Genomic DNA, 16,018 nt, shown 5'->3' on the forward strand with positions numbered 1-16,018 from the left:
TTTGACGGTCGCAGCGAGATTAGATTGAGCTAAACTCTTAATTTAATTCTGTCAGTAGAATCTCAGTGGCTTGGCTCCCTGAGAGTGTCAATGGGTTGTGCTATTTCGATTTAGCATCCCTCGACGTTCGTTTATAGTCTCCTAATGCCCTATGGCGACTATATATAGTTTACCATAAAGCCGTCCTTCTAGGAGGGCGCTTGTATCCCATATTTTTGGTCAAAAACTCATGACTAAAGTGACATCACAGGAGATTGCAAAATTTCGTTCTCATTTGGTAGATGATCCGCAAGCAATGGAAGCATTAGACTTGATAGAGGATTGCGATGGAGATTTAGAAGATGCGGTAATGACTCTGGCTATTCGGGCTGGACAAGAACCAGAACAAACTAATTCCGATTGGTTAGATGCTTTAGCCAAAAAATGGCGAGCGGTAATTTGTGAACAAGAATATCGAGAAGACTTGTTAAATGGGTCAATTCAAGAGATGATAGTACATCTGAGGACAATACCGAGTTTTCCCAAAAGTCTGGCTACACCCGTTTTAATTTATATTCTTAAACAAGGTGTGAATAATTTTTGTGAGCCTTTGGATTTGCTAAAGTCACATTAATCCTGAATTTTAAAATTGATGAATTATCTTGTTGCTGTATTATCAGATCGCATCCAAGCCGAAGCCGCTGATTTAGCTTTAGAAAGAGAGCTGATTTAGCTTTAGAAAGAGAAGGGATAAATGGCACTATTCTCGGTAGAGGATACAAAAGTGCTGATGAGTTTGGTTTAATTGACCCCAAAGAACAGGCGAAAAAACAAGTAAAATTAATGGCGATTTGGTTAGTACCATTTGGCTTTTTTGCTGGTTTTACCTTCAGTCTCATCACTGGTTTAGATACCTTCGCTTGGGCTGGGGAAATCGGAAATCATGTGGTAGGCGGCATCTTGGGCGCTGGTAGCGGTGCCATGGGTAGTGTGTTTGTAGGTGGTGGCGTGGGTTTATTTGAGGGTGGTGGTGATGCTTTACCCTATCGCAATCGTTTAGATGCAGGTAAGTATTTAATTGTGGTGCAAGGTTCGGAAAATCTGACTCGTCAAGCTACTCGTATTTTACGCCAGTTTGAACCAGAAAATATTCAAGGTTATGCGGAAACTAATTAGTAGATACCAGATCCCCGACTTCTCAAAGAAGTCGGGGATCTATCTCCTCCTGCTCCCTGTCACTCCTAAAAATTCATGCTACCTAGAGAAGAACTTTTAAAAGGTGTTGAAAACCGCGATACTGTCGCCCGTGTAATTGATCAAGCAGATCAGGCTATAAAGACGTGGGAAGTGGTATTTACAGATTTTTTGTCTCCGCCGGAGTTGGCGGAAATTCAACGGGTATTTAGCCGCTTGACGGAGGTGCATTCAGTAGCGTGGGGTGGATATCCACAGGCGGAAAGACAAAGGTTAGCGATCGCTCGTGCTGATTTACCATTAGATCAGTCTCAAGTGGCAATTGTGGCTTTAGATATTGCTGGTAATTTCTTGTTTGATACCGCAAATCACCGAGATTTTTTAGGCGCAATGCTGGGAACAGGAATTGTGCGGGAAAAAACGGGAGATGTAATTGTGTTGGGAGAAAGAGGGGCGCAGGTGATTGTTGTCCCTGAATTGGTAGAATTTTTAGAGATGAGTTTGCAACAGGTGCGTTCTGTGCCGGTGAAAACTCGACGCATTGAGATTAATGAGTTAAAAATCCGTGAACCTAAGAAGAAGGAAATGACGACTGTGGAAGCTTCTTTGCGGTTAGATGCGGTGGCTTCGGCTGGGTTTGGGATGTCCCGCAGTAAGATGGTAGATTTGATTGATTCTAATGATGTGCGTGTCAATTGGAAGGAAGTCACCCAAGCCAGTTCCCATGTTAAATCAGGGGATTTAATCGCTATTCGGGGAAAAGGGCGGTTGGAAGTTGGGGAAATTGCGGTGACGAAAAAGGATCGCTATCGGGTGCAGTTGACTAGATATATGTAAGATAAAATTTTCGTTTTGGGTATTGACAGATTATGTTTTATATGATAGATTGTTAGTCTGTGTTGATTACGGACGGTTAGCTCAGGTGGTTAGAGTACATCGTTGACATCGATGGGGTCGTTGGTTCGAGTCCAATACCGTCCATATTTTTATCTGTAAGTTGACATCGTGTAATAGAGTCAGGGAATTTATTCCTTGTCTAAATAGGGCTTGCTGATTAAATATAAATTAAATTACATCCATTAGGTTGGATAGTCCACCTGTCCAGAGTTTATCTACTTTTAATTTTAGGTTAGGATACGTTAGCATGAGTATTATAAATACTATGGCATAGACATTTAGTGTAATTCAATTTTACCAGTTTCTAACAACTCTTTTATACATAAAATAGGTGGTGATACTGTTTCAGTTGGTATTTTATCAATTTCCCAACAAATAATCATATCACATTTTTCTGATGATTCAGATTCATGGTGTTTGTGTCTCCAGTAATTGAAGCTATTTAATTCAAATTCAATATTGATTTTTTGATAATTATTGTGATCAGAATATATATCAATATCTCGTACTTCTTTTTTAATTAGAATTTGTGCATCGGGATATTCAGTTCTTATATATATAATTGCTTCAAAACTTGATTTAATATCATTAAAATGAAATGTTTCTTGTTTAATTAAATGGAAATTCGTGCAAAATAACCCAACTAATCCCTGTTCACTTATAGGTGAGTAATGATATAGTTCAGTAAGACTTTTATAATTCTTATGTAATAAAATTGTTTCTAGTCTTTCCGCTCTTTCTAAGGGATTATTTTTTGCTCTTTTCCTTCTCTCATTTTCTTGTAAATCTAATTTTTTAATAAACTTAAAAAGTTCCTTAGCTTCCTTGTCAGATAATGAAGATTTAGCTTGTTCTAAAACTTGCTTGAATATTAGTACAATGTCACCATCATAAGTAACCTTACTTTCGTCTTCCTCTAAACGGAGTATTCCTAAAATTTGAACCTTTAAAATATCTTGCATTTCAGCAATAGTATAAAGATGTGATACCAGCATCTTATCTGTTATCATGTCTATTGGAATCTTCTTATAGATTGTAATATATTGTTGTGCAGTTTCTTCTTTAATATCAAATTCCTTTGAAGTATAACTATTAAAAGTTTTATATTTTTCTTTATATTCTTTAAGAGCAAAAATATGATTCAATATCTCGCCAGCTTCCCATGCTTGCTTTCCTGATTTTTTAGTCTTTTTGATCAGTGTTTTAAGTGTTTTTGTATTATCTTCAAAATTAGTCATGATATTTGCAATAAGAAAGAATAATTATAATCTACGCCGCCAATAATTCCGTAAACTTTAAAAAATTAACCTGATTCGCATTATACTGGTGTTTGGCAATAAAATTCTCAAACTGACGCTTTACCACATCCTCATAATCAGGTACAGCATCCTTTAGTACATTCTTCTTTGCAGAGTATTACTGTGTTTGTATTTGGCTATACAGTAATAGTCTAGTATGCTTTTTAGCACAAGTGTCGAATCCTGCAATAAAACTTTACAATCTTTGCGTTTTACCCAGGTAAAATCCATTGTCTATTGAGAATAGAGTCATTAATTGATCAAATTTGACACAATCCTCAAAATCTTAACATTCAACACTTCTGGCTTTTTAGCTTTAGCCAGCTAGGGTAATGTAACAAATCATAACTAATAATTGGTGTTTTCTCTTTAATTAGGAGGAGTAATTATAATTTTTATATTTTCTTCATGATTACTCAAAACTACCAAAAATATTCAAAGAATCATACTTACGAGAGATTTATTCGTAACTAAAGTAGTTTTTTACATAAAAAGTGATAATTCCAATACTTCTCTCTAAAATAAAACAATTTATATTATTCACATCTAGCACAGTAGGAAACATCAAGGCAGAAACAAGGTAACGGTAAAAGGTAAATTTACTTCTTTCTACCCTTGTCGTGTCAGAACTTCATCTTGATGTTTCTCTTTTTTTTAATCATTTGTAAATTGTTGTTTTTTTAACCTCTTATTAAGTATTTTTAAATATAAAGCTTTATATGGCAAGCTTATAACTAGATTGGTTATGGATTTTAAAAATGTCGCTGTTAAAAATCAAGTTACCGATTCATGAAACTTTTCAAAGTACAGTTCAGGGAGAAGGATTCTGGACTGGTTGCTTAGTAGACTTTATTCGCTTATCAGGTTGTCCAGTCGGTTGTCCCTGGTGCGATACTGGTTATGCTGACCCAGGAGCGAATTTACCACGAGTAGAACGTCCCATAGCTGAACTTCTAGCGGAAATCAAATCTCCCAGAGTGGTAATATCTGGCGGAGAACCATTCATTCACAAGCATTTACCTGACTTAGTTCAAGCTTTATTAGCCGCGGACAAACGAGTTAACATTGAAACATCAGGCTCTTTTTGGCAAGAAGTTTCCCCAGCAGCTTGGATTACTCTATCTCCCAAAGAACATATTAACCCTAAATACCCAGTAAAAAGTCAGTTTTGGAGTCGAGCTAACGAAGTTAAGATAGTCATAGAGACTGGTGGAGAAATTGATTTTTACCAAGAACATCTATCTACTCACCCTAATTTGCTTGTCTACTTACAACCTGAGTGGAACAGTTCGTCGAAATCAATCCCACTGATTTTGCAGATATTACAACAAAAACCTGATTATAAACTATCCTTACAAACACACAAGTATATCGGGGTACAATGACCAATCATCAGTGGCTACTGGCTAAAGAATTCCGCTTTGAAGCAGCACATAAATTACCTTACCATGACGGTAAATGCTCCAGGCTGCATGGACATAGTTGGCGTGGAGTTGTTTATGTAGCTGGTGATACCTTAATAACAAAAGGTGCTAAACAGGGTATGGTAATGGACTATTCAGATATTAAAAAATATCTCAAACCCTTGCTTGAGAATTATTTAGATCACTATTATTTAAATGAATCTATGGGTTTGGAATCACCAACCAGCGAAGCAATTGCTGCTTGGATTTATGAAAAATTAGAACAAGCAGGACTAGCGGGATTAACAGCAGTGAGAATTGATGAAACTTGTACTTCTATCTGTTTGTATTCCAAAACCCGCATATCTGGTTGGTTGAATTCTGGTGAAAGTTTGAATTTACTGCAATCTCGTCAAAATGATGATGGTGGGATGAATTTAATCACAATCATCTAAACTGAAATTTTTACTCCCGCGCTCCAGCTTGTTTTAATATTGTCCAAATACTGCGATAATTATTGAATTCTGCAATCATTAAAGCAGTATAACCACCCTGATTTTTCAAATCAACATCCGCTCCAGCTTGTAGTAACATTACCACGGCTTGACTATAACCTTCCGCTACAGCCCACATTAAAGCAGTTGCGCCAGCCGAGTTTTGCAAATTCACATTTGCTCCTTGTGCTAATAACAATTGGCATATTTCGGGATAGTTTCCTGCTATGGCTTTGACTAAGGCTGTTTTACCATCATCTCCTAATTTATTAATATCTGCACCATTCTCAAGTAATAGTTTCACAGTTGGGAAATGCCCTTTGGATACTGCTAAGGTAAGAGCAACTTCTCCAAAGTTTTTCTTTTCCATATCTGCCCCCGCGCCCAGTAAAACGGCTACTATTTGACTATATCCCTGGAATGCTGCTATCAATAAAGGTGTATCTCCCAGATGGTTTCTAATTTGCACATCTGCCCCTCGTTGAAGTAATATTTTGACCACATCTATATATTCTTCCACAACCGCAAGATGTAAGGCTGTTTCACCTTCTTTATCTTGATGATTAATTTCCGCACCTGCGTCTAATAAAGCGGTGATAATAGCAGTATTTCCTGTTGCTGCGGTTGCTAATAGTGCTGTTCCATGATCAACATTTTTGATATTGACATCAGCCCCAGATGACAGCAATGCTTGTACTATTTCTAAATAACTTAAATCTGCCGCAATTATTAATCCTGTATCACCTTCTGAATCTTGGCTATTGACAATATTGCTATTTTGTGATAATGCTTTAACAACTGCTGGATGTTTGTGTTTTATTGCCAGTTTTAAGGCGGTATCATTATCTTTGTCGGTAATGCTGATATCAGCACCAGCCGCTAATAAAATTTGCACAATCTCCAGATAACCTTTCAGTGCTGCTATCATTAATGCGGTACTACCATCATCATTGGTAGCATTGACATTTGCCCCTTTAGAGACTAACAATTTGACAACATCTATTTGATTAGCACTAGCAGCCAGCATTAATGCTGTTAAACTATAGGTTTTTCTAGTTAAGTTAATGTTAGCATCGGCATCCAAGAGCGATCGCACAATTTCTGTATAACCCAAATTCGCCGCAAACATCAATGCTGTAGTCCCATTTTCATCGCTAACATCCACTTTAGCACCAGCGGACAGCAGTGCAAATACTCCTTGAATATCACCAGTTTTCACAGCCTTCAGCAACGAGGTATTTTTATTTTCTATCATTGGTTATGTCCTGTTTGGGTAGATGTGACTGATTCCAACTCCAGATTACACTTTGGTAAGATTGAAAAATTTCTACGTAAGAAAAATAAATGTATGCTAAGTTTTATGAAGATTTAATAACCGGAAGTAAAAAATATGGCTTTTGAACTGACTCCAACAATCAGATTCTGGTTGAACTTTGCTCACCCAGTTACTATGTGGGTATTATTAGCACTTTCCTTGTATGCTGCCTATTTAGGATTACAAGTACAGCGTACCAGAAATGCTCAGGGAGAAGAAAAGAAAGAACTAATTAAAGGGCGTTACACCATCAAACACCACCAAATTGGTTCTATTATGTTAGCACTAATGGTAGCCGGTTCCATTGGTGGCATGGCTGTTACCTACATTAATAATGGTAAGTTGTTTGTCGGACCGCATCTATTAGCAGGATTAAGTATGACGGGTTTAATTGCTTTTTCTGCATCCCTATCTCCTTTCATGCAAAAAGGCGCAAATTGGGCGCGTATAACTCATATATTCTTAAATTTTGCTATTTTAGGGCTTTTCATATGGCAAGCTCTCTCTGGTGTCGAAATTATCCAAAGAATTCTTACGAAAGCGTAGATTGTCAGTTGTTAGTTGTTAGTTGTTTGTTCCCTGTTCCCTGTTCCCTGTTCCCTGTTCCCTGTTCCCTGTTCCCTGTTCCCTGTTCCCTATTTCTTCTGTTTCTTTTGAGGAAAAGGTATATCCAAGGATTGATAAAAGTCTTTTTGTACCTTGTGTGTGAGACGATGGGAAACCTGACGGACAATTTGATTAAGGATGCGATCGCCTGTAGACTGAATTAAAGAATAGGGTAATCGCTGAATAAATCTGGGAAACTGCAACTCAACAACCAAATCCAACTCCCATTCCACCCGTGTAACCCCATCTAAATCACCTATCAATTGTGTTGATGATTTGTAATCCACCTCATAACCAGGTGCTTGATAATCAGGTACAGGAATAGTCCGAATGTGGAATTGACGATTTTGGGGGTTTAGCAACTCCAAGCCAATCTTTGGTTCTACTTCGTAACCAAAAGCACCAAATTTACCCACCGCTAGAGCATAACTATTTTCCCCTAGCGGGAGTACCTTCATGGGTTCTGCACAACGGCCAAACCAGGAAGCATGAGTATTAAAATACTCCTCAACCTGCTCCACAGGTGCATACATTTCCATGCTATCTTGATAATTGCCATAAAATTTAGTTGGAGTTGGATGATCTTTTTTAAAACCAGTATCATCTGCTACTTTCCAAGATTGATATTCACTATTGTTTGTCACCATAAATTTATTTTTTGTATATTTTGAAGTTTGTCTATATTCATCATTCCCAATTGAGGGAAGTTTTTTCCCATTAAAATCCAATTTTTACGAAAATATCAACAATTTGCCATTAACTTCACATAAAAAACATGAACTGATTATATAAATCCTGCTAATAGCCTTCACCCCTTGTCTAAAGCCCAGACGTGGCTTCCTGAGTCAGCCACATCTTTAAGGGTTTTCGGCATTTTCGTTATAAAATAAATCAACAAGGCAGATTTATATGTATCTACTTAGCACTCCTAATTGACTAACTAGAAAATATCTAGCTTTTTATGACTTTCTTGATAATCGTCATCCAATAGTTGATATTGTAACTAAATAAGCCAATAGGTGATCATAGCAATATTACTGAAGTTTTTAATTTTTCCGAAAGCAAAGTGTAAGTTTTTGTAATTAGCCAAGAGAAGAAATTGAGAGGAGTTGAATTCTGAAAAGCTTTGAACTTAAAGGTGTAGAAAAACTCATTGCTCCCATAGCCTCACTTTTGGGCTTTGTGTACCTATTTCAGTGGTATATTTTTGGAGATATACAATTATCCCTCGAACCCGTATTTACTAGAAAACAGCCTCCCCTAGTCATGAAAGGTGGAGATCCTTATATTCGGGCATTAATGCGAACCATATCTGCCAGCGAAGCTAGTGGTAATCGTCCCTATTCTCTCTTGTATGGTGGTGAACAAATTAATGATCTCAGCCATCATCCTCAAAAATGTGTCACCATCATCACAGGACCGAATACAGGTAATTGTTCCACAGCCGCAGGTAGATATCAAATTATTAATACTACGTGGGATCAAATTGCCCCTCGTTATCACCCAAAACCCGCAAAGATGATGCTTTGGACTAATTATAGCTTTGAAGCAGAGTATCAAGATGTAGTAGTTTACCGTTGGTTAAATGATGCAAAAGTTTGGGGTGTAAATATTCCTAAGCTATTACAGCAACAAAAATTAAATGACGTTTTGCGGAAACTTTCTCCCACATGGACAAGTTTAGGATACGGGATAGAAAATAATTCTGTTAGTAGTTCCTTACCCAAAATTTATCAGCAAATCTTAACAGAAGAATTAAAGCAAAATCCCGAAATCAAAAGGACAAAATCGGAAAATTAGATCAATCTACAAGAATTTTATTCTTCGCTGTTGCTGATACAGGCATAAATACCTTTGATTGAATAGGTTTTAGCACTTGCAACCCATTTAAATTTTGCAAACAATCTAAAGCTGCTTCCCGAATCATTACTTCTTTTTCCTGACTCAGTAGCAGTTGTAAACATTCCCTAATATCTTGTTGTATTACCGTATCAACTCGCTGACGGATAATTAGTTTATTGAGTTGACGCATGGAAAGCAACCGTTTTAAAGGATCTTTTTCCGTGAAATTGTTTAACAATTGATCAAGATAATCTTCCTCTTGATTTCCTTGAACACTGAATATTTGCCACACCAACAAAATTAAAGTTAATAGCGTTCCTATCCCTTGAACAATAGCACCAGCAGCTAACCAATGACTAGGAGCATCAACCCAAATTGCCGAAGCCATATAAGTTATCACAGTCGCAATCCCACCACTAGCAACAGAATAAGCTAACCGACTGTTAGTGCTACTTATTAACTTGCGTATTTCTAGCCAGCGCAATTGCCAATTCCATTTTTGCACTGAGTAAGTAAATACCATGATTCCAATGCCAACAATAACAGCTAATAGTAATTGCCAACTCCACAGCAGCATAGCCACAATAATTGTTAACAATCCCAGCAAAACACCAGGTTCATAAAAATGTTTAAAAATCTGCTGTTTTTGGCTTGCTGTCTTAATTTCTGAAATTTGATTGATGAATTGTTTCCAAGACGACGAAGCCTGTGCCACAGTATTTACCCACTTAATTACAAAATTATAAATGTATTGTTTTTACTAATTGTGAGGATGAAATCAGCAAAATTCCATCCTTAAACAGAATGCTATTTATCTTGTAATCGGATATCAATTACAGACGCATTGAAGTTATAGTTAAAACCTTCTAATTCAAAAGGCATACCAATTTTAACTTTGTTATTACCAGATCCTAGAACTGGTCCATCTTTAGTTATTTTTGCGTTGTCTTCTAAAGTCAAAATAAAATCTGTACTAAAGTTGTTCTTTCTGGGATCTGGCAATTCTTTCACAGAACCATCTGGTTGACCAATAGTCAGCATCCTATCTAATTGTTGAATGGATTTAATCCCCATCTGTCCATAGGCTTGATTGCGGATAATAATATTGGTTTTACCACCCTTTGTGAATCCTTGTTTAAATAACTGTTGAGGATCACGAACATTGAGTCCACGCACCAGCAAGTCTACCTCAATTGGTACTGTTTTTGCACCTATTTGAGCCACAGAACCGGAAGTACCAGGGAAAATAAAGATACCTACTATCACTAGCAAAATTACTAATGCAGCCCCTAAATCTAATAGGTTGATTTTACCGAACAAGCGACCTTTGGAATCTAAAATATTCATAACCAAGTTTGGATAAGTTGCAGTTAAGTTTTCAGCTAAGTAATTGATTGTACCAACAAGTTTTTTCAAGTGATCCACAATCTTGATCATTAAATCAGAATTAACAAAAAGCTAGGCATTATGGTTATGCGACAGCTTATCATAATTGCAGGGGCTTCAGTGTTATCTTAGCAGTAAGTTATTTTAATTCACTGTTTGCACTATCTTGAGTGGAAAATGCAACTTAGTAAACTGAAAATTCGTCCTCTAAATTTAAGTTATTACACCAATCTCATACAACCAGAAAATGATTAACTCGAAAAGAATTTGGACAAATTACCGTTTGTGGCAGCGTCGCTGTTTGTATCCGTTAATTTCTATAAGCATTGCTCTGACTATTTGCTTGGGTACACCATTATCAAGTAAAGCTATAGATTTATTACCGCTTTTATTCCAAGGTTTGCCACAAGTCGTGAAAGTATTTAACCTATCTAATATATCCGATAGTCAGGAAGTTGATCTTGGCCAGCAAATGAATCAGGAATTGCGGCAAGAAGTCAGAATTTCTCGTAATTCACAGCTAAATAGCTATGTTGAACAAATAGGTAGACGTTTAGCAGCTAATAGCGATCGCCCAAATCTCTCTTACACCTTTCAAGTAGTCGAAGATCCGGCAGTAAATGCTTTTGCAACCGCTGGTGGTTTTCTTTATCTCAACACAGGATTACTCAAAGCCGCAGACAATGAAGCTGAAGTCGCTAGTGTATTAGCTCATGAAATGGGTCACATTGAAGGTAAACACTTAATTAAACAAATGCGGGAACAAGCTATAATTAGTGGTGGAGCTACCGTAATGGGTTTAGACCGCAATAAAGCCGTAGGTCTTGGTGTCCAACTAGCACTTAATCTTCCCCACAGTCGTCGAGATGAATTAGATGCTGATAAAAGAGGCTTAAAAATCCTCACCCGCACTGGTTATGCTCAATCAGCAATGGTTTCTTTTATGAAAAAGTTGCAGGGAAGCAGTTCCGTACCTGCAATTTTGAGTACACATCCCGGCACAGATACTCGCATTACCGCACTCCAACGCCAGATTAAAAATCAGCCAAGTAGTCAAAATCATGGTTTAGATAATCCGGTATATCAAAGCAAAATGAGAGCATTTTTGCCATAATTATGCTCGTTTTCTATGACGGCGGCTACCTGCAAATTCCTGTGGCTGAACAATTGTCATCACCTCTTCCCAAGCCACAGTCCGCACAGCCCTACTAAACACATTAGCCTGATAAACCAACTTATTCGTAATATCCAGCCCCGTCAACCAACCGCTACGGGGATGATAAGCGCCAGTATCAATATCTAACCAGCCCTGGCCCTGTGCCAAATTACCGGGAGCCACACCAGGTAAAGTAAAAGTTATAGTATGACCAACTATAATCAATTTATGTGCAAAATATGGTTTCTCTATCCGATGAAACTCATCCCTAATCCAGCATAATTCTTCCGCCGTCTGTTCTTGAACACTCTTTTCTGGATCAACACCTGCATGAGTTAACCAAAAATCTCCCAAATCTAAATATGTGGGCAAACTCTCAAACCAATCCAAATGTTGTTTAGGAATTCTTACAGATTGGTAACTAGCAATAGTAGCCTGTCCTCCATTGTATAACCACGTTTGCATATTTGTGGACGAAGTATTCTTACCAGTCATGATATTTAATAACATCTGCTCATGATTACCTAGCAAACAAGGGTAATCATTTTCTTTCACAAACTCAACAACTTCGGCACTTTTTGGACCACGATCAATTAAGTCTCCCAAAAAATATACTTGATCCTCTGATGTAGGCGCTATTTTTGCCAACAGCAACATCAAACATTCATAGTGTCCATGCACATCACCAATAACAACCCTGCGTTGACTAATTTCGCTCATTTGCTTCTAGCTTAAATGAATTAGCTGAATATTTCGACTAAACTTTGATTGGTCTAATTTTCGTTTAAAAGGTCAAGAAAACTTGACTAAGTGATGATTTCTTTAATAATTATGTAGACATTTGGTTAACTTGCCAAGTTCCCATATAAATAATTACTAACACCTAAGACTCCTATCATACATGAATTTTTATGCTTAAGTAGGCTCGTTCTCGGTAACAAAATATAACAAGCATCAGTTTTTAATCTTCATCTTGCAATAACCACAAACCACTATAAGTCATTCCCGAATCATCTGGTTGCACCAATAAAAAATGCAATCCCTGACTTAGCTGTTTTCGCTCTTGATATAACTTCCCCGCAGCAGTAACTTCCTCATCTGTAAAAGTCGCCAAAACCCACCTATCTACCAAACCAGCTTCTAATACCAACCCATCAGGCGCACCAGCGATATAGTTTAATGATACAGGATTATTTTCCTTTAACCACTGCGCTAAACGCATAGATTTTCGTCCACCGTAAATCACTACACCAGGGATAGGTACTGTTGAAGCTAAACCCAGATTAATTGGTTTGAGAAAATCTGGTATTTGCAAAAAAGGAATTGGTCTTTCTATAAACTCATCCACAATATCACCAGATGGAATCGTCGCAAACCGCCATTCTTCCCCCCAGAGATTTTCCGGTAATGGTAATGGAGGTAGTTTATCCACAGTTACAGGATATTGTTTTGCTGCTAACCATTGTTTTAGAGCCAAAGTTCTCCGAGTAGCTTCAACCTTAATACCTAAATTATTTCCCGCAGTTGTGATTAAACTTAAAGATTGAGGACGAAATACTTGAATTACATCTGGTAACTTTTCCTGGCCAGCTAATTGTAATTGTTGGGCAACCCAAGTAGAATTAGCCTGGGATTGGGGACAACTGGCTGTAAATTCAAAACTGCGAGTTGCATCACAAACTAATAGTTCCCATAACGTCTGCCCTTCCACATTTTGCAGCGGACTACGATAAAAATCAGCCTGCCAAATCAGACTCATTCCCTACTCCATAAAAATTAAATAACTCAAAACCAAATTTAGCAAGTTTACTTTTTAACTAAATTCCTGGCAAATTCTATCGCTGCTTCTACTGTAGAAATTTTCCCCTCAGCTTGAGCAACACCAACCTCCATCAATAATTCGCCTACCAGTGATGAAGCGGGAATGTCCAACGCCATCATCACGTCTTTACCATTGAGTAAAGGAATAGGATGAGCAACTGCATCGTTTTTGTCAAGATAACGCTTGATTAAAGGTTCATAAGTAATAAACATACTTTCTTCAAAAATCCCCTTAGATACAAGATCATTTGCTAAAGCTAATACCAACACAGCCGGAAATAAAATTCCCATTTCCCGAAACAGAAAATACTGTTTTCGCAAAGGCATCTTTACCGCTTTTATTTCCGAAAATAGTCTTAATCCCGTTGTCACAGCCCGAATTTCTGCCCGACTATAGGTAAGTTCCTGTAATTCGATTTCCGCGATTTCTGGCTTTGAGTCAACCAGACAAGCAAGTTTAGCAGTAGCTAACCAAGAAGTTTTCACAGTCTCCCGTACATAATTTGCTAATTCTTCTCCTAGTTGTTGCCAATTTTCACTAATTAAAGTATAAGCTTGATCAACAGCAGTTAACTTAATAAAACTTTCCTCAGTCGCGTTTTTAAAGAAACTAGTCAAAACACCATCTTTCCAAGCAAGATTTAGCCAAAATGTCCCCTGAGAATTTGCCAACAAATAACCAATTTCTACCCGTACTCGTTCCGCTGCCACTTGATTAATACTTTTTGCTAAACTGCGAATTGTCTCTTGAGTAGCTGGTTCAATAGTAAAACCAAGTTGGGCAGCTTGACGATAAGCCCGCATTAACCGCAAAGGATCATTTTGCAGATTTACAGGTGATATCATTCTTAATAGACTAGATTCTATATCCTTAAATCCTTCCAGAGGATCAATAATTTCTTGAGTATGGGGATTATAAGCGATCGCATTAATAGTAAAATCCCTTCTATGCAAATCCGTAATTAAACTTTCTCCCTCCTGTTGAGCAAAATCAACCGTAGCATGAGGAAACACCACACGGGCAATTTGTCTTTCCGCATCAAGTAACACAAAACCAGCTTGATAACGTTGAGCAATCTTTCTCGCTACCTTCACCGCATCCGCTGGGATAATAAAATCTAAATCCACATATTCCCGAACCCTACCCAAAATCGCATCACGCACCGCACCACCCACCATATAAACAGGTTGTGGCAAATATTCCAGACTAAAAGGCCAATTTTTGGCAGCGAGACGAGAAACAACTAATTCATCCATGATCATAAAAATCAACCTAGTAACCAATGCCGATTATTTTGCATTAAGCTACATTAACTATAAAGCTTCCCAAAGTTGGTTCTATTATGTGTATTTGCGTGAATTGCCACTATGTAGACCGCTGCGTCACCTACAACGCCGTAGAAACCCAGCACCAACAGCCACACCTGACAGAAACACCAGATTTTGATCCCAACGAACCTGCCATCAACGTCAATATTCGCACACAAGGCGAAATAATTGAAATGGAATGGGACGTTGTTGGTTGTCTCAGCTTCAAACAAGAACTAGGTAAATGGTCTAAATTACGTCCAGGTGAATTAGTCCCCACATAATGAGAGTCGCTTCTGAAATGTTGCTGAATATTCACACTCGAAATCAGCAACACCAATTCTTATTCATGTTTTCCCATCCAATCCTTAATTCTGGTGTATTATTTATCAGAAAAATATATTTGCATTTACCTTGACAGCCATAATTAAACATCTCTCACCGGATAAATACGCCTTAGCATTGCATACCACCACACCAGAACTCGGTTTAGCAATTAGCAACTTTACAGATTATCCCCAATCTCAAGTTTGGAACTTAGGACGTGACTTATCCAGTCATATCCATAAATACCTAATTGAAGTGATTAAACCACGAACCTGGGCAGACCTAGAATTTATCGCCGTAGCCCAAGGTCCTGGTGGTTTTACAGGAACTCGCATTGGTATTGTCACCGCGCGGACACTAGCACAACAGCTAAAAATTCCCGTATTTACAGTTTCTACCCTAGCCGCAGTCGCTTGGCAAGAATATAAACTACAAAAAAACTGCCAACATCCAATAATTGCCATAGAAATGCCAGCACAGAGGGGACAAGTTTTTGGTGCTATTTATCAACCCAACCCTGATAATTCTGGCATTACTACTCTATTACCAGATACAGTATTCACCCCAACCGCATGGCAAGAAACCCTAGCAGTCCAATCTTCTGAGCATACAAGTTATCAATTAATTTCCGCCACATCCCAGTTAGCAGCCACCGTTAACAGCATTTTGGAATTAGCATATTTAGATTGGCAGCACGGTAAAAATACCCATTGGTCTGAGGCTCTTCCTTATTATGGACAACATCCTGTAGATATTTGATGATTATCGAAATCCTCCTAATCCTTACCAAATAAAGCTTATAGCTAAAAATAAGCATTAAATTTCCCCTCCCTAAAAAATATTTCCCAACCCCCTTGACAAACCCAAAAAGGATTGCTATATTGATTAAGTGCCGAAGAGCGAAACGACTCCCGGCAACTGAACCGAGAAAAAATAATACTTTGAAAGAATAGATTAAACCAATCCTCGTCGTGAAGATAATTGCAAGAGGA

17 protein-coding genes, 1 tRNA gene and 1 pseudogene are annotated in these 16,018 nt (G+C 37.8%); 11 read left to right on the plus strand and 8 right to left on the minus strand.

Going from position 1 to position 16,018, the window contains the following annotated elements; translation table 11 throughout:
• Nucleotides 1-229: 229 nt before the first annotated feature.
• The 4 genes and pseudogenes from AN490_RS13410 to AN490_RS13425 all read left to right on the plus strand — a co-directional run bounded on the left by AN490_RS13410 (nt 230) and on the right by AN490_RS13425 (nt 2,154).
• The gene (locus AN490_RS13410) at nt 230-613 is read left to right on the plus strand and encodes a hypothetical protein (protein ID WP_168650295.1); all 384 of its coding nucleotides are present in this window, start codon (nt 230-232) and stop codon (nt 611-613) included.
• 18 nt (nt 614-631) lie between these two features.
• A pseudogene (locus AN490_RS13415) lies at nt 632-1,155 on the plus strand (hypothetical protein).
• Nucleotides 1,156-1,230: 75 nt separating this feature from the next.
• Nucleotides 1,231-2,010 carry a photosystem II S4 domain protein gene (locus AN490_RS13420; protein ID WP_148765332.1) on the plus strand — a complete coding sequence of 260 codons (780 nt, stop codon included), beginning with the start codon at nt 1,231-1,233 and terminating at the stop codon, nt 2,008-2,010.
• Nucleotides 2,011-2,080: 70 nt separating this feature from the next.
• Nucleotides 2,081-2,154, plus strand: a tRNA-Val gene (locus tag AN490_RS13425).
• Nucleotides 2,155-2,348: 194 nt separating this feature from the next.
• Here AN490_RS13425 and AN490_RS13430 read toward each other — a convergent pair.
• Nucleotides 2,349-3,308, minus strand: a complete 960-nt coding sequence (locus tag AN490_RS13430) for a hypothetical protein (protein ID WP_300004054.1) — start codon at nt 3,306-3,308, stop codon at nt 2,349-2,351.
• 818 nt (nt 3,309-4,126) lie between these two features.
• Here AN490_RS13430 and AN490_RS13435 point away from each other — a divergent pair.
• The gene (locus AN490_RS13435; RefSeq protein ID WP_300004057.1) at nt 4,127-4,753 is read left to right on the plus strand and encodes a 7-carboxy-7-deazaguanine synthase QueE; all 627 of its coding nucleotides are present in this window, start codon (nt 4,127-4,129) and stop codon (nt 4,751-4,753) included.
• Entirely contained in the window at nt 4,750-5,226 is a 477-nt protein-coding gene (gene queD / locus AN490_RS13440; RefSeq protein WP_300004060.1) for a 6-carboxytetrahydropterin synthase QueD, read from the plus strand. Before AN490_RS13435 ends, queD begins: the two co-directional genes overlap by 4 nt.
• Nucleotides 5,227-5,236: 10 nt before the next feature.
• On the opposite strand, the gene AN490_RS13445 is transcribed toward queD, so the two are convergent.
• Nucleotides 5,237-6,520, minus strand: coding sequence for an ankyrin repeat domain-containing protein (locus AN490_RS13445; protein WP_300004063.1), 1,284 nt, complete (start codon nt 6,518-6,520; stop codon nt 5,237-5,239).
• A gap of 135 nt (nt 6,521-6,655) precedes the next feature.
• Here AN490_RS13445 and AN490_RS13450 point away from each other — a divergent pair, with 135 nt between their 5' ends.
• Nucleotides 6,656-7,126: a DUF4079 domain-containing protein gene (locus tag AN490_RS13450; protein WP_148765344.1), complete on the plus strand. Its 471-nt coding sequence runs from the start codon at nt 6,656-6,658 to the stop codon at nt 7,124-7,126.
• A gap of 89 nt (nt 7,127-7,215) precedes the next feature.
• Here the strand turns inward: AN490_RS13450 and AN490_RS13455 are convergent, their stop codons facing one another.
• Nucleotides 7,216-7,833 (minus strand): DUF1997 domain-containing protein, encoded by a 618-nt coding sequence (locus AN490_RS13455; RefSeq protein WP_015081540.1) that lies wholly within the window; start codon nt 7,831-7,833, stop codon nt 7,216-7,218.
• Nucleotides 7,834-8,302: 469 nt separating this feature from the next.
• Here AN490_RS13455 and AN490_RS13460 point away from each other — a divergent pair, with 469 nt between their 5' ends.
• Nucleotides 8,303-8,986 (plus strand): glycoside hydrolase family protein, encoded by a 684-nt coding sequence (locus AN490_RS13460; RefSeq protein ID WP_300004088.1) that lies wholly within the window; start codon nt 8,303-8,305, stop codon nt 8,984-8,986.
• Between the two features lies 1 nt (nt 8,987).
• Here the strand turns inward: AN490_RS13460 and AN490_RS13465 are convergent, their stop codons facing one another.
• Together AN490_RS13465 and AN490_RS13470 are read right to left on the minus strand one after the other, a co-directional pair.
• Nucleotides 8,988-9,743 (minus strand): armadillo-type fold-containing protein, encoded by a 756-nt coding sequence (locus tag AN490_RS13465; RefSeq protein ID WP_300004068.1) that lies wholly within the window; start codon nt 9,741-9,743, stop codon nt 8,988-8,990.
• 92 nt (nt 9,744-9,835) lie between these two features.
• Nucleotides 9,836-10,375: a DUF4330 domain-containing protein gene (locus tag AN490_RS13470; RefSeq protein WP_300004071.1), complete on the minus strand. Its 540-nt coding sequence runs from the start codon at nt 10,373-10,375 to the stop codon at nt 9,836-9,838.
• Nucleotides 10,376-10,661: 286 nt separating this feature from the next.
• Between AN490_RS13470 and AN490_RS13475 the strand changes: the two genes are divergently transcribed.
• Complete coding sequence (locus AN490_RS13475) at nt 10,662-11,528, plus strand: M48 family metallopeptidase (RefSeq protein ID WP_213712154.1); 867 nt, start codon at nt 10,662-10,664, stop codon at nt 11,526-11,528.
• On the opposite strand, the gene AN490_RS13480 is transcribed toward AN490_RS13475, so the two are convergent.
• The 3 genes from AN490_RS13480 to AN490_RS13490 form a co-directional block, all read right to left on the minus strand.
• Nucleotides 11,529-12,290 (minus strand): metallophosphoesterase family protein, encoded by a 762-nt coding sequence (locus AN490_RS13480; RefSeq protein ID WP_300004076.1) that lies wholly within the window; start codon nt 12,288-12,290, stop codon nt 11,529-11,531.
• Nucleotides 12,291-12,531: 241 nt separating this feature from the next.
• Nucleotides 12,532-13,329: a Tab2/Atab2 family RNA-binding protein gene (locus tag AN490_RS13485; RefSeq protein WP_300004079.1), complete on the minus strand. Its 798-nt coding sequence runs from the start codon at nt 13,327-13,329 to the stop codon at nt 12,532-12,534.
• Between the two features lie 47 nt (nt 13,330-13,376).
• The gene (locus AN490_RS13490; RefSeq protein ID WP_300004091.1) at nt 13,377-14,648 is read right to left on the minus strand and encodes a CCA tRNA nucleotidyltransferase; all 1,272 of its coding nucleotides are present in this window, start codon (nt 14,646-14,648) and stop codon (nt 13,377-13,379) included.
• An 86-nt stretch (nt 14,649-14,734) separates the two neighbouring features.
• On the opposite strand from AN490_RS13490, the gene AN490_RS13495 reads away from it, so the two are divergent.
• Together AN490_RS13495 and tsaB are read left to right on the plus strand one after the other, a co-directional pair.
• Complete coding sequence (locus AN490_RS13495; RefSeq protein WP_300004082.1) at nt 14,735-14,983, plus strand: Ycf34 family protein; 249 nt, start codon at nt 14,735-14,737, stop codon at nt 14,981-14,983.
• A 130-nt stretch (nt 14,984-15,113) separates the two neighbouring features.
• The gene (tsaB, locus tag AN490_RS13500) at nt 15,114-15,785 is read left to right on the plus strand and encodes a tRNA (adenosine(37)-N6)-threonylcarbamoyltransferase complex dimerization subunit type 1 TsaB (RefSeq protein ID WP_300004085.1); all 672 of its coding nucleotides are present in this window, start codon (nt 15,114-15,116) and stop codon (nt 15,783-15,785) included.
• The last annotated feature ends 233 nt before the right edge of the window (nt 15,786-16,018 follow it).

It is taken from the genome of Anabaena sp. AL09, assembly GCF_001672255.1.
Taxonomy (GTDB): domain Bacteria; phylum Cyanobacteriota; class Cyanobacteriia; order Cyanobacteriales; family Nostocaceae; genus Dolichospermum; species Dolichospermum lemmermannii.

Coding starts and splice junctions, on each gene's coding strand:
- AN490_RS13435 (WP_300004057.1), top strand. CDS start 4,127: ATGTCGCTGTTAAAAATCAAGTTACCGATTCATGAAACTTTTCAAAGT.
- AN490_RS13450 (WP_148765344.1), top strand. CDS start 6,656: ATGGCTTTTGAACTGACTCCAACAATCAGATTCTGGTTGAACTTTGCT.
- AN490_RS13490 (WP_300004091.1), bottom strand. CDS start 14,648: ATGGATGAATTAGTTGTTTCTCGTCTCGCTGCCAAAAATTGGCCTTTT.
- AN490_RS13470 (WP_300004071.1), bottom strand. CDS start 10,375: ATGAATATTTTAGATTCCAAAGGTCGCTTGTTCGGTAAAATCAACCTA.
- AN490_RS13480 (WP_300004076.1), bottom strand. CDS start 12,290: ATGAGCGAAATTAGTCAACGCAGGGTTGTTATTGGTGATGTGCATGGA.
- AN490_RS13420 (WP_148765332.1), top strand. CDS start 1,231: ATGCTACCTAGAGAAGAACTTTTAAAAGGTGTTGAAAACCGCGATACT.
- AN490_RS13430 (WP_300004054.1), bottom strand. CDS start 3,308: ATGACTAATTTTGAAGATAATACAAAAACACTTAAAACACTGATCAAA.
- AN490_RS13485 (WP_300004079.1), bottom strand. CDS start 13,329: ATGAGTCTGATTTGGCAGGCTGATTTTTATCGTAGTCCGCTGCAAAAT.
- AN490_RS13475 (WP_213712154.1), top strand. CDS start 10,662: ATGATTAACTCGAAAAGAATTTGGACAAATTACCGTTTGTGGCAGCGT.
- AN490_RS13495 (WP_300004082.1), top strand. CDS start 14,735: ATGTGTATTTGCGTGAATTGCCACTATGTAGACCGCTGCGTCACCTAC.
- AN490_RS13445 (WP_300004063.1), bottom strand. CDS start 6,520: ATGATAGAAAATAAAAATACCTCGTTGCTGAAGGCTGTGAAAACTGGT.
- AN490_RS13410 (WP_168650295.1), top strand. CDS start 230: ATGACTAAAGTGACATCACAGGAGATTGCAAAATTTCGTTCTCATTTG.
- AN490_RS13455 (WP_015081540.1), bottom strand. CDS start 7,833: ATGGTGACAAACAATAGTGAATATCAATCTTGGAAAGTAGCAGATGAT.
- queD (WP_300004060.1), top strand. CDS start 4,750: ATGACCAATCATCAGTGGCTACTGGCTAAAGAATTCCGCTTTGAAGCA.